At 61.0% G+C, this 13362-nt stretch carries 10 protein-coding genes; 8 read left to right on the plus strand and 2 right to left on the minus strand.

Going from position 1 to position 13362, the window contains the following annotated elements; genetic code table 11:
* Positions 1-36: 36 nt before the first annotated feature.
* From ACZ5WW_RS17635 to ACZ5WW_RS17650, 4 genes are all read left to right on the plus strand, one after another.
* Entirely contained in the window at positions 37-2229 is a 2193-nt protein-coding gene (locus ACZ5WW_RS17635) for a DUF1549 domain-containing protein (protein WP_377165829.1), read from the plus strand.
* Between the two features lie 51 nt (positions 2230-2280).
* A complete protein-coding gene (locus ACZ5WW_RS17640; protein WP_464694170.1) occupies positions 2281-5850 on the plus strand; it encodes a c-type cytochrome domain-containing protein in 3570 nt (1189 codons plus the stop codon).
* Positions 5851-5901: 51 nt separating this feature from the next.
* Positions 5902-7278: a Gfo/Idh/MocA family protein gene (locus ACZ5WW_RS17645; RefSeq protein ID WP_377165825.1), complete on the plus strand. Its 1377-nt coding sequence runs from the start codon at positions 5902-5904 to the stop codon at positions 7276-7278.
* A gap of 102 nt (positions 7279-7380) precedes the next feature.
* Positions 7381-7617: a hypothetical protein gene (locus tag ACZ5WW_RS17650; RefSeq protein WP_184341684.1), complete on the plus strand. Its 237-nt coding sequence runs from the start codon at positions 7381-7383 to the stop codon at positions 7615-7617.
* Positions 7618-7629: 12 nt separating this feature from the next.
* Here the strand turns inward: ACZ5WW_RS17650 and ACZ5WW_RS17655 are convergent, their stop codons facing one another.
* Entirely contained in the window at positions 7630-8868 is a 1239-nt protein-coding gene (locus ACZ5WW_RS17655) for a glycoside hydrolase family 99 protein (protein WP_377165823.1), read from the minus strand.
* A 52-nt stretch (positions 8869-8920) separates the two neighbouring features.
* Between ACZ5WW_RS17655 and ACZ5WW_RS17660 the strand changes: the two genes are divergently transcribed.
* The 4 genes from ACZ5WW_RS17660 to ACZ5WW_RS17675 all read left to right on the plus strand — a co-directional run bounded on the left by ACZ5WW_RS17660 (position 8921) and on the right by ACZ5WW_RS17675 (position 12432).
* Positions 8921-9979, plus strand: a complete 1059-nt coding sequence (locus tag ACZ5WW_RS17660; RefSeq protein WP_377165821.1) for a serine hydrolase domain-containing protein — start codon at positions 8921-8923, stop codon at positions 9977-9979.
* Positions 9980-10058: 79 nt separating this feature from the next.
* Positions 10059-10499 carry a RidA family protein gene (locus tag ACZ5WW_RS17665; protein WP_184341678.1) on the plus strand — a complete coding sequence of 147 codons (441 nt, stop codon included), beginning with the start codon at positions 10059-10061 and terminating at the stop codon, positions 10497-10499.
* A 68-nt stretch (positions 10500-10567) separates the two neighbouring features.
* On the plus strand, positions 10568-11926 hold the full coding sequence (miaB, locus tag ACZ5WW_RS17670) for a tRNA (N6-isopentenyl adenosine(37)-C2)-methylthiotransferase MiaB (RefSeq protein ID WP_377165819.1): 1359 nt from the start codon (positions 10568-10570) through the stop codon (positions 11924-11926).
* On the plus strand, positions 11923-12432 hold the full coding sequence (locus tag ACZ5WW_RS17675; RefSeq protein ID WP_377165816.1) for a GNAT family N-acetyltransferase: 510 nt from the start codon (positions 11923-11925) through the stop codon (positions 12430-12432). Before miaB ends, ACZ5WW_RS17675 begins: the two co-directional genes overlap by 4 nt.
* On the opposite strand, the gene ACZ5WW_RS17680 is transcribed toward ACZ5WW_RS17675, so the two are convergent.
* A complete protein-coding gene (locus ACZ5WW_RS17680) occupies positions 12429-13355 on the minus strand; it encodes an FHA domain-containing protein (protein WP_377165814.1) in 927 nt (308 codons plus the stop codon). The genes ACZ5WW_RS17675 and ACZ5WW_RS17680 overlap by 4 nt on opposite strands.
* Positions 13356-13362: the final 7 nt, after the last annotated feature.

Here is a 13362-nt window from a genome sequence, read left to right on the forward strand (position 1 = left end):
GAGCCTTCGGACTCCCAACTTCATCACGTCTCACTCATGATGTTTCGTTCCTTCATTGTCCTTGCGGTTCTTGCGTCGGCAAGTGCGGCTGAAGTCCCGTCCTTCCGCAACACGATCCAGCCGATCCTCACACGCTATGGATGCGCCATGGGTGCGTGCCATGGTGCGGCTGCGGGGCAGGGTGGTTTTCGCCTGTCGCTGCGCGGGTTTGATGATGAGGGGGACTGGATCTCCATCACCCGCAGTGCCAATGGGCGCAGGCTCACGCTGGAAGATCCGGCGCGCAGTTTGTTTCTGCTGAAGGCGGTGAAAGCGGTGCCGCACAAGGGGGACAAGCGCTTTGAGGTGAACTCACCGGAGTACAAAGCGATCGCCGACTGGATCGCTGCGGGTGCGCCGGGGCCGAAGGCGGATGATCCACGCATCATCGCGCTGGAGGTGGAGCCGAAGCAACTGGTGACAAAGCCGGGCCTGACGCTGCCGCTCAAGGTGACCGCAAAGTTCAGTGACGGGCACAGCGAAGACGTGACCCGCTGGACCAAGTACAACGGCGTGAACGCCAGTGTGGCCGCCGTAGACGAGCAGGGCGTGGTGAAAACGACCGGGCGGGGAGAGACCGCCATCAGCGCGTGGTATCTGAGCCGCCTGGCGGTCTCGACGATCATAGTGCCGAATGACGGCAGGGTGGATGAGCCTGCGTTTGCGCAGATGAAGCCGCGCAATTTCATCGACGAGCAGGTGCTGACCAAGCTGCGCGCGCTGAACATCCCGCCGTCCGGACGTGCAGAGGATCATGAGTTTTTGCGGCGTGCGTTTCTGGACACCATCGGTGTTTTGCCCTCGCTCGAGGAAACGCGCGCCTTTCTGGCCGACAAGAGTGCTGACAAGCGTGACCGGCTGATCGAGGCGCTGCTGCAGCGGCCTGAGTTTGTGGATTACTGGTCGCACCGCTGGAGCGATCTGCTGCTGGTGAACGGCGACAAGCTGATGCCGCAGGCCATGTGGTCCTACTACAACTGGATCCGCCGCAACGTGGCCGCCAACACGCCCTGGGATATGATGGTGCGCGACCTGCTGACTGCCACCGGCAGCACGCTGGAAAATGGCGCGGGCAATTTCTTCATCCTGAACGACGAGCCGACCAAGTGTGCTGAAACGATCAGCGTGGCCTTCCTCGGCACGTCCATCGCCTGCGCGAAGTGTCACAACCACCCGATGGAGAAGTGGACGAACAATGAGTACTTTGCCTTTGCCAACATGCTCTCCCGTGTGCGCACCAAGAACGGCACGCAGGCCGATGAGCGGGTGCTTTTTTCCTCTGATGATGGCGAATTGGTGCAGCCGCTCACCGGCAAGCCGCAGCCTCCGCACCCGCTGGATGTGACCACGCCGGTCTCGATGACCTCGACTGAAGACCGCCGGGTGCCGCTGGCGAAATGGCTGACCGGCGCGGACAACAAGCTTTTCCAGCGCGCCATTGTGAACCGCGTGTGGGCCAATTTCTTCGGCTCCGGACTGGTGGAAGCCGTGGACGATCTGCGTGTGACGAATCCCGCCAGCAACGAGCCCTTGTTTGCGGCTGCCTGCGACCACCTTGTGCAGCACAAGTTTGATCTGAAGGTCCTCATGCGGACCATTTTGCAAAGCGAGACCTACCAGCGCAGCAGCGTCACGCAGCCGGAGAATATCACGGATCTTCGCTATGGCTCGCACTACGTGCCGCGCCGTCTGAAGGCAGAGGTGCTGCTGGACACGGTGTCCCAGGTGACCGCCGCGCCCACCACCTTCAAGATCGACAAGCGCAACGCCAACCGCGGCACCAGCGAGAGCTACCCCATGGGCTTCCGGGCGCTGCAATTGCCAGACAGCAACATCGCCAGCTACTTCCTCAAGAGCTTTGGCCGCGCCGACCGCGTGGCCACCTGCGAATGTGAACGCACCAACGAGCCCAGCATGGCACAGGCGCTGCACATCGCGAACGGGGACACGCTCAACCAAAAGCTCGCTCAAAAAGACAACCGCCTGGACGCGCTACTGGCTGCCAAGCTGAGCAACGAAAAGATCATCGAGGAGGCCTATCTCATCGCACTGACGCGCCTGCCCACCGAGCGTGAGGCTGCCAAGGCGGCTGACATGCTGGCCAAAGCCTCAGCCGATGACCGCCGCACCACTTTGGAAGACATATTCTGGGGGCTGATGAGCTCGAAGGAGTTTTTGTTTAATCACTAATAGGAGTGTTTCATGAGTTTTACGCGTTTCATTTTTCTCCTGTCGGTTTCCATGACGGCAGCCCGCGCCCAGACAGTGGACTACACCAAGCAGATCGTTCCGCTTTGGGAGACCTACTGCATCGACTGTCATGACGACACGGATGCAGACGGAGAGTTTCGGCTGGACACTTTTGCCAACCTGATGAAGGGCGGCAAGGAAGGGAAGGCGATCGTGGCGGGCAAGGCGGCTGAGTCGATGCTGGTGAAGTTTCTCGAAGGGCATTCGGGGCGCGGAGGCAAGAATGAATTCATGCCTCCGGGCAAGCGTGAAAAGCTCAAAGCGGAGGAGATTGCAGTGATCAAAACTTGGATCGACGCGGGGGCCAAAGGCCCTGAGGTGGCCGAGGCAAAGCCGATGCCGCGCGAGGTGATCACGCCGCAGATCAAACCGACGGTGCCGCCCAAGCATGCGGTGCAAGCGGTGGCGTTTTCGCCTAAGGTGCAGTTCATCGCCGTGGGTCGCTACGGAGAGGTGGAGCTGATCAATCCGGTGACACGGGTGGTGGTGCGCAAGCTCATGGGCTTCAAAGGGAAAGCCAACGCGGTCGCGTTCTCCCCAGATGGGGCGACGGTTTATGCTGCTGGTGGTGAGGCGGGCATCGTAGGTATGGTGAAGAGCTGGAAGACGAGCGATGGCACGGCTCTGCAGTCCTTTGAAGGACATCTGGATGCTGCGTATGCGCTGGCGGTTTCGCCCGATGGGAAGATGATCGCCACGGGGGCGTATGATCAGAAGATCCGGCTCTGGGACACGGCCACGGGCAAGGAGATCGCGCTGCTGAAAGGACACAACGGCGCAGTCAACGGCCTCTCCTTCCGGCCGGATGGCAAGGTGCTGGCCAGTGCCAGCGCGGATCGCACGGTGAAGCTCTGGAGCATTCCTAGCGGCCAGCGGCTCGACACGCTTTCGCAGCCAACGAAGGAACAGACGAGCACGGTTTTCAGCGCAGATGGCAAGCATCTCTTTGCCGCAGGCGGGGACAACCGCATTCGCCAGTGGAGCATCAGCACCGATGCCAAGGAGGGGACTAACAAGATCATCACCAGCCGTTTTGCTCATGAAGGCGGCATTTTAAATCTTGCGCTGTCCATGGATGGGCATCTGCTTGCCTCCACCTCGACGGACAAGTCACTCAAAATCTGGAGCACGGCAGACCTCACGGAGAAGGTGCCGCTGGAGAAGCAGCCAGACTGGTCTCCGGCACTGGCCTTTACGGACAAGGCACAGCTCGTGACGGGTCGTGTGGACGGCAGCCTCAGCGTGTATGAATCTGCCACCGGCAAAGTGGTGATGGCTCCTGCGCCAGCCAAGCCGGCGATGGTGGTGAAGCCTGAGCTGACACGGGTGGCTCCGCAGGCTGCGCATGTCGGCGGAGAGCTGATGGTGAGCATTGCTGGCAAAAACATCACCACAGACATGCAGGTCATGACTTCTTATCCCGGCATCAAGGCGCAGCTGGTGAAGAGTACGGTCAAGCCGACGACAGCGAGGGTCAAGATCACCGCCAGTTCCGAGGTGCCGCGTGGTGCCTACGAGGTGTGGCTCAAGAGCGCGGCAGGAGAGTCTGCGCGGATGAAAATCTATGCTGATGATCTAGCACCGCTGGTCGCCAAGGCGGCGGATTTCAAAGAAGGAGCTGTCAGCATTGCCGCTTTGCCAGCGAGCCTCTGGGGCACACTGACGGAGATCGGCCAGCATGATGCGTATCTGTTCAAGGCTAAGGCGGGGGAGGAGCTGGTGTTTGACCTCGCAGTGGCGCAGATCGGCAGCAAGGCTAAATCCCCCACGGTGGAGATCCTGGATGCACAGCACAACGTGCTTGCTGTGAACCGTGGACTGGAAAGCGGCAGCGATCCATTCCTGGCCTGGAAAGCGCCTGCGGATGGCGATTACCTCGCGGTGGTGAGCAACACCACGATGGACGGCAGTGCAGAGCATGCCTACCGGCTGACCGTGGGCGCACTGCCGTATGTCACAGCATGGGCCCCGCTGACAGCGCAGGCTGGCAAAGAGACCAAGGTCACGCTCATCGGTCATCACCTCGGAGGCAAGGCCACGGTCATGATGAAGGCCGAGAAGGAGGGCATGATGAATGTGCCGCTGGATGCCGGGGCGCTGAGATTCCGCTCCATGCCTGCGCTGCGCGTGGGCGCGCTGCCCCAGGCGGAGGAAGTGGAAGGGAACGACGATGTCGCCAAGGCGCAGGTAATTGCCGCGCCAGTCACCGTGGGGGCACGCCTGGCGCAGGCGCATGATGTGGACTGCTTTGCCTTTGAGGCCAAAAAAGGTCAGAGCTGGATCATTGAGACGCTGGCTGGCATGGCCGGCTCGCCTGCGGATACCAAGATCGAAGTGCTGCATGCCGACGGCAAGCCGGTGCAGCGCATGCTGCTGCAGGCCGTGCGCGACAGCTACAACAATTTCCGCAGCGTGGATGCCAACAACCCTGACATCCGCCTGCAAAACTGGGAGGAGATGGAGTTGAACGAATACGCCTATTTCAACGGCGATGTGATGAAGATCATCCGCATGCCCCGTGGTCCTGATGGCGGCTGCTTTTTCTACACCACGGGAGGCAAGCGCCGTGCCTACTTTGACACCACGGCCAATTCGCACTCGCTTGATGAACCCTGCTATATCGTGGAACCCAAGGAGATCGGAAGCCACATCGTGCCAAACGGGCTGCCTGTTTTCACCTTGAACTATGCCAACGATGACAGCGGCGACCGCAAGATCGGCAGCGATTCACGCCTGACCTTCAATGCGCCGGCGGACGGCAGGTATCTGGTGAAAGTTACCGATACCCGCAGCTGGGGCGGAGAGCGCTATGTGTATGCGCTCAGCATCCGTCAGCCGATGCCTGATTTCAGCGTGAAGCTCGCTGGCATGAACCCCACGGTGATGCCTGGCGCGTCCGTCGGCTTTTCTTTCCGCGCCGAGCGCGTGGATGGCTTCGATGATCCTATTCAGATCGACATCACGGGCTTGCCTGCCGGGTATTACGCTTCCAGCCCGATCATCATCGAAGCCGGGCACGACCTGATCAGCGGCAGCCTGCGTGCAGCTCCGGATGCCGCAGCGAATGCCGACTGGAGCAAGCTCAAGATCACGGCGAAATCCAAGGCTCTCACACACGACGCGGGAACCTTCGGTAAAGTCACGCTGGGTGCTGCGCCGAAGTTCATCATTGTCATGGAACCCGATGCGGGCGGCAAGGCGGTGATGCGGGAGATCAGGGATGAAATCAAGCCCCTCGAAATCACCTTGGCTCCCGGGCAGACGGTGAAGGCTTGGATCCGTGCCGTGCGCATGGGCAATGACGGCATCCTCAACCTGGACGTGCACGGCCTGCCTCATGGAGTGATCGTGGATGACATCGGCCTCAACGGCGTGCAGATCCGAGAAAAGGAAAACGAGCGCCCGATTTTCTTCCGCGCCGCGAACTGGGTGAAGGATCAGGATGCGCTCATCCACGCCGCCCTCAGCTCTGCACGCAATGAACACGACAGCGCGGGGCTGCAGACCAGCTTTCCGCTGCTGATGAAAATTCGGAAGCCGGCGGGTGTGGCGGGGAGGTGAGGGGCTGGTGGCTGACAGAGTTCAGCCAGGACTGGCGTTCACACTTCCCTCATGAACCGCCGCCATTTTCTCAAGCAGTCCTTTGCCGCATCTGCCGCCTACGTTTCCGCGCCAGCCATTCTGAGTGCGCGGTCGCCGAATTCGATGTTCCAGGTGGCGTCCATTGGGGTGGGTGGGATGGGGGCGGTGACGATGATGAGCGTGCTGCAGCACCCGAAGGTGCGGCTGGTGGGCATGTGTGATGTGGATGCCAGGACGCTGGAGCTCGCTCGCGGTGGCAATGCGACGCGGCGTAAGGAATTGCAGGACCCGGATGCAGCGAAGCGGCTGGAAGGGGCGGAGGCGTATCGCGACTACCGCGAGATGATCGCCAAGATGGGTGACAGCGTGGATGCGGTGACGATCGGCACGCCGGACCACATGCATGCGGCCATGGCGGTCACGGCGCTGCGGGCGAAGAAGCACGTTTATTTGCAGAAGCCGCTGACGCATCACATTCATGAGGCACGGATTCTGGGCGCGGAGGCGGCCAAAGCCGGGGTGACCACGCAGATGGGCACGCAGGGGCATTCCACCGTCGAGACCCTGCTGACGGTCGATCTCATCAAGAGCGGGGCCATCGGCAAGGTGAAGGAGGTCATCTGTTGGGAGAACAAAAAGGCCAACTGGTGGCCCAAGGTGACTGAGCGCAAGACACAGGCGGACGCAGTGCCAGCGAACCTCGATTGGAACCTGTGGCTGGGCGTTGCCAATGAAGTGCCGTTTCTCGAAGGCGCCTACCACCCGTCCATGTGGCGTTCCTGGGTGGATTTCGGCGTGGGCATGATGGGAGACATGGGCTGCCACTATTTTGACGTGGTCTCCTCCTGCCTTGGCCTTATGGCACCCACACGGGTACGGTGTCTGGATGAAGGCAGCAAGGGAGACTTGTATGCGTTAAAGCGCCATCTGGAGTATGAGTTTCCCGGCACTTCCTTGACCGCTGCCGACAAGATCAAGATGACCTGGACGGATGGCGGCTACCCGTATGATTCCCGTGTCATCAAGCCCTCGGTGCTGACCAAGGACACGCCGAGCGGCATCTTCTTCATAGGCGAAGACGGGAGCATCTTCAAACCGCACAGCCAGCGTCCCTGGCTGGTGCCAGAGGAAAAACTCACGGGCTTTACCTATCCGAAAAACCGCATCGCCAACCATTACACCGACTGGGTTGACGCCTGCATGAAGGGGGAGAAGGCCGCAGCCGACCTGCCCACCTACGGGTGTCCCCTGACGGAGGCCGTGCTCCTCGGGGTGCTGGCCGAGCGCAATCCGGGCGGCTGGATTGAGTGGGACGCAGCAGCAGGGCAGGTGACCAACCGGCCGGAGCTGAACCCTCAGCTGGTGCGCAAATACCGGGAGGGCTGGAGCGTGCCAGGGCTGGGCTGAAACGGCTAGCTGCTCGCAACGCAAGCACAAAAAAGAATGTAAGTTGTTTATCAGCGGCGTTGCACTCGTCCAATGTCGTCGTAGCATCGTATCCAAGATTTAATGAGCGCGCACGATCACAAACCGGACTCCCGCTTGAAGCAGGCTGAGAAGATCGCCACGCATCCCGAGCAGTATAAAGTCTGTGAAGGATGTGGCTCCATCGTGGTCGCGCGTGCCATCACCTGCCCGAGCTGCCACGCCTACCTCTTTGACGCTACCTCCGTGCGCGTGATAGCGCAGGCCAAGGAGCTGGCCCTGCGCGCGGCAAATTCGGTCCTGGCTTCGGATTTGTCCTGAGTTCTCTTTCGGTCAGCGTTTTGGCAGGGTATCCGACGTTTCTCCGCGCAGCAATGCGCCCAGCCTGCCGGTGAGCCATAGGTAGTGATCGCTGGGCAGATCCGGCTCGGCAAGGAAACGGCTTTCACCCACAGGCGGGTGGTTGTCAGTTTTGAAGATGGCGGTGCCTTCGTCCATCTCGTCAAACATAGCCACGTAGAGCATCTGCGCCCCGGCATGTTTGGCCGCAAGCGCCTGGGACCAGAGGAACTCGCCACCGAGACGGGGGATGGCATTGAACTTGGCCTCCTGGTTGCGCGACTTGGAGAGGTTCGTCCAGCTGAAGCCGGGGAAGATGACCGGGAGGTAGTCGAGCTTGTGCTCGGTGCACCAGGCGATGTCCGGCTTGAGGTATTTCTCCCCCCGGCTGGTGGCATCCTTGGGCGTGCCGTAGCGGCCCACCGTCCATGGACTGACGATGTCGGCACGAGCAATGAGCACATGCAGCTGGGGATCTTTGATGCAGTCGTGGTCCAGGGTGCGCCAGTAGTAGGGCACGCCGAGCATGATGGCGCAGCCGCCGAATTCAGGATCGTCCCTCAGGAACGAGATCAGGCGGGACCATTCTTCGAGCATGGGAGCGCGGTCATTAAAGCCGAGGCCCCAGAGGGCCACGAGGGGCTTGCCGTGGTGTTTGAAATAGCTGGAGGCTTTGAGGTCGAGGCGCTTTTCGGTGATGAGGCGCTTCCAGTCGCCGATCACGAGCTGGATGCCGTCTTCCTTGATGCCGCTGAGATCATACATCAGCGCGAGGCCGCGCCCATGGGCGGCAGCTGCAGTCTGGCAGTGAGTTAGCACCTGGTCCATGGGCTCGCGAAAGCGCTTGTCCCGCGTGGTGGCAGCAAAGCGCTGGAGGAAGGCACCGTCGATACCGTAGTCGCGCATCCATTTGAAGTGAAGCTGCACCACGGCGGGATGCACGGAGCTGAAGACTTCAGCGGTGCGGCCATCGGCATGCTTGAACGGCGTCTCCACACGGGCCTCCTTCGGGAGCTCGCTCACATCCGGCCACAGTTCGATATGCGAATGCCCGGGCTCGAAGGTCTTGCTGCCTGCGGCGTAGTGGTGCCAGCTGTTGTTGCTGCCATCGCCCTCGCAACGGAACCAGCCCTGGTAGCCGCAGACCACTTTGCCGGTGAGCGTGCTGGTGTCCACGCTCTGGGCTTGGGCGCTGAGAGCGAGCAGGGCGGACAGGAGAAGGGGGCGAAGCATGCGGGATGTTTTGGTTGACGTCAGCATGGCGTCAAGGTGTGATGTGTGCCGCATGAAACGACGCGCCTTTGTGAGTTCCCTGGCTGCATGGCCCGTGGCTGCATACGCACTGCCGCTGTCTGAAGAGCAAAAGATCCGCGCCATAGCTGAAGGATTCCTGCGCGAGCATGGCATCCAGGGCATGGCCATCGCGTATGGCAGGGACGGGAAGATCGACTTTGAGGCAGGCTACGGTTTTGCCGATGCGGATGGGATGGAAACAGTGACGCCGCAGCACCGCTTTCGCATCGCCAGCATTTCCAAGCCCATCACGGCCACGGCGGTGATGAAGTGCATTGAGGAGGGACGGCTGAAGCCGGAGAGCACCGTGTTTGGCCCGCAGGGCATTCTGGGTGGCGGCTACAGCGGAGAGGTGGCCGCCATCACAGTGGATCAGCTCCTGACTCACACCAGCGGCGGCTGGGCCAACGACAAGAATGACCCCATGTTTCAAAACCCGCAGATGAATCATGCGGAACTCATCGCGTGGGCACTGGCCAATCAGATGCAGACCCACAAGCCGGGAGAGCACTTTGCGTATTCCAACTTCGGCTACTGCGTGCTGGGCCGGGTGCTGGAGAAGGTGTATGGCCAGACTTACGAGACACTGGTTCAGAAGCGGCAGCTGGAACCCTGCGGCATTACCAACATGCAGATCGGTGGCAACACAGTTGCGGAGCGACGTCAGCAGGAGGTGATGTATGTCACGCCCAAAGCAGGAGCAGCCTACCGCATGAATGTCTCACGCATGGACTCGCACGGCGGCTGGATTTCCACGGCTGGAGACCTGGTGCGGTTTGCCTCTCAGCTTCCAGTCTTGCTCAAGCCGGAGTCGGTTCGCTCCATGACCACACCCGGAGCCTATAGTGGCTACGCGCGCGGCTGGAACGTGAACAAGGCGCCCAACTGGTGGCACATCGGTTCGCTGCCGGGCACCACTACAATCATGGTCCACACTGCCAAGGGGCTGTGCTGGGCCGGGCTGCTCAATGGTCGCAGCGAGGGACTTGGTCTCGCCTTGGACAAGCTGATGTGGCAGATGGGCGGCACGGTGAAGGCGTGGGGGCTGTAAGTTCCCGGGGCGAAGTATGAGTTCGTCTGCCAGTTTTCATTTTCCCGTCCGTATTTTGTGCTCCTTTCTCACCCACACCATGACACCCCAGCAAAAAGCAGAATCCCTCGGCATCGTCTTCACCAAGCAGCCTCCCGCCTACCTGAACCTCTGCATCCGCAGCGGCAATCAGCTCATCACCTCCGGCCATGTGAGCGACCTGAAGGGCAAGCTGGGCGCCGGTGTCTCCACGGAAGACGGCTACAAGGCCGCCAAGAACTGCGCTGAAAAGGTGCTGCGTTCCGTCTGGGACACCCACGGAACCCTGGACGGTCTGAAGGTCATCAAGGTGCTCGGCTGCGTGAACTCCACTCTGGAGTACTCTGACCAGCATCTGGTCATCAATGGCTGCTCCGACCTCCTGCACGAAATCTTCGGCAAGGAAGGCGACGGCTACCACGCCCGCAGCGCCTTGGGCTTTGCCCAGCTTCCTACCGGCGCGGCTGTCGAAGTTGAGGCCATCTTTGAGATCAAGGGCTGACCCCGACCCGGGGCCAAGCGCCTTAAGGTTGTGTTTTGGGCGGGAGTGGGTATGCTCCCGCCCCCCAAATGCCCCGCGTACACATCAAAACCTACGGCTGCCAGATGAACGAACGCGACACCGAGCAGGTGTCGCAGATGTTCGTCGAGCGCGGCTATACCATGACGGCGCGGGATGAAGACGCGGACGTGGTGCTCATAAACACCTGTTCCGTGCGCGATCAGGCCGAGCAGAAAGCCCTCGGAAAGATGGGTATGGTCCGCCGCCGGCGCATCCCGCTGGTCACCGGCTTCATGGGCTGCATGGCGCAGAGCCGCGGCAGCGAGCTGGTGGACAAGGCCAATGTGGATCTCGTCGTCGGCACGCAAAAGTACCACCGCGTGGTGGATTACGTGGACGAGATCATTCGCGCCAAGGAGGCGAAGCAGATGGACGATGAGCGCTTCTCCATCGTCGATGTGGAAGAAGAAACGGCCTCGCAAAACACCATCCGTGACCACACGCTGAAGGAAAAGCAGGCCAGCGCCTTTGTCAGCATCATGCAGGGCTGCAACATGAAGTGCACCTTCTGTATCGTGCCCTACACACGCGGTGGCGAGCGCGGCAGGCCCATCGCAGACATTGTTGAAGAAGTGAAACGCCTCGCGGATCGTGGCGTCAAGGAAGTGACCCTGCTCGGGCAGATCGTGAATCTCTACGGCAGGCACGAATTCCCGGCGGTGGATGGCAAGAGCCCCTTCGTCCAGCTGCTGGAGGCGGTGCATGAGGTGCCCGGCATCCAGCGCATCCGTTTCACCAGCCCGCATCCCATCGGCTACAAGAAAGACCTGATCGAGGCCTTCACCTACCTGCCCAAGCTGGCCGAGCATGTGCATCTCCCGGTGCAGAGTGGCAGCGATGCCATTCTCAAACGCATGCACCGGCCCTACACGGCGGCCCGGTTCACAGAGCTCGTCGAGCGCATCCGCTCGGCACGCCCAGGCATCGCGGTCACGACGGACGTGATCGTGGGCTTTCCCGGCGAGACGGAGGAGCACTACCTGGAGACACGGCAGATGTTTGAAAACATCCGTTTCGACAACGCCTTTGTCTTCCGCTACTCCAAGCGGCGCGGTACGCCCGCTGCCGACATGGATGATGCGATCCAGGTCCCTGAGCGGGTGAAGGAAGAGCGCAATCAGGATCTGCTTGGCGTGGTGAATCGCATCGCGCTGCCGATGTACGACGCGCTGGTAGGTCAGGAGGTGGAGATTCTCTGCGAAGGGCCCAGCAAGACCAATGAGGAGCGCCTCACGGGACGCACGGGCTCCAACCGCATCGTGGTTTTTGACGGCAATCCTGAGCGCCATGTCGGCGAGATGTTCAAGGTGCGCATCGCCGAGGCAGGGCACTTCACGCTGTTCGGGGATCCTGTGCTGCATGCATGAGCACGCGGCAGGCCATCCGGCTGCGGCCGCTCACACAGGTGCATGCGGCGGCGTTTTGCCGGCTGGTGGTGGCGCTGGCGGAGTTTGAAAAGCTGCCTCCGCCAGATGAGGCGGCACAGGCTCGGCTGATCGTGGATGCGCTGGGTGACAAGCCTCGCATCGAGGTGTGGCTGGCCTTTGTAAACGAGGCCTCCGAGCCCTGCGGCTACATGATCCTGGTGCAGACGTATTCCAGCTTTCTGGCGCTTCCCACGCTCTATCTGGAAGACCTTTTTGTCCTGCCGGAGCAACGCAAGGGCGGCGTCGGCGGCGCCTTGCTCAAAAAGGTGGTGAGCCTCGCTCATGAGCGGGGTTGCGGACGTGTAGAATGGACGGCGCTCGACTGGAACGTGAACGCCCAGCAGTTCTATGAGCAGCGCATTGGCGCCAGGCGCATGGGTGAGTGGTTCCTCTACCGCATGACACGGGAAGACATGCAGCGCCTGCTGGACCTCGACACGCCTTAGAAGGACATCGTCGGCACGTCGATCAGCGAATACACTTCCACAGGGTCAGGCTGGCCCTTCACAGGATGGATGCCGGCGTTTTGGTAGAGCCGCAGGCCTTCTTCCCAGCCGGTAAGAAACGGCGCTCCTGCTAGCACTGGCACCTGCAGCTTGCGCGTCAGGCTTTCGATACGGAAGGTGACGTTCACGGCTTCACCCACGGCGGTGTTCACGCCACGTCCCATGGCACCCAGGGCCACGTCGCCGATGTTCAGGCCGATGTGGCAGTGCACTTCCAGGTTCATGTTCTCCTTGAGCCATTTGCGCTTGGGAGAGTCGGAGTACTCAGGGCTGCTGAGGATTTTGGCGGCCTCGGTGGCCTTGATGCGGGAGGAAATGTCGTCTCCAGGCCAGTAGGCAAAGACGCCGTCGCCAATGAATTTGTCGATGATGGCATCGCGGGTCTTCAGGACCTTTTCACACTGGGCGTACCATTCGCGCAGCATGGCGGCCACTTCCTCGGCGCTGAGCTGCGAGGAGATGGTGGTGAAGTTGCGCAGATCTCCGACCAGCAGAGTGGCACGCACGGTCTTGACTGGCAGCGCGATCGTGTGCAGCGACTGCGTGCTCACGTTGCCAGACTCGCTCGGCGGGCGCTCTTCGTCCTGGCTGTCAAAAATAAAGGTGCTGGTGCCAAACTGCACTCGGTCACCATGCCTCAGGGCCCGTGCCGTGGTTACGGCCACATCATTGACGAAACTGCCGTTCGCACTGCCGAGATCGGACACCCAGAAAAGCTGCCCGTCACGCCGGATCGTGGCATGCTGGCGCGAAACACCGCCATCCACCAGCCGGATGCTGGCATCCGGGCTGCGTCCGACCAGATTGAAGTCCTCGAGAGTGATCTCGAGTTCTTTCTCCAGTGATTTCAGTGTGGCTCCCATTTAGATG

It is taken from the genome of Prosthecobacter fluviatilis, from assembly GCF_055388355.1.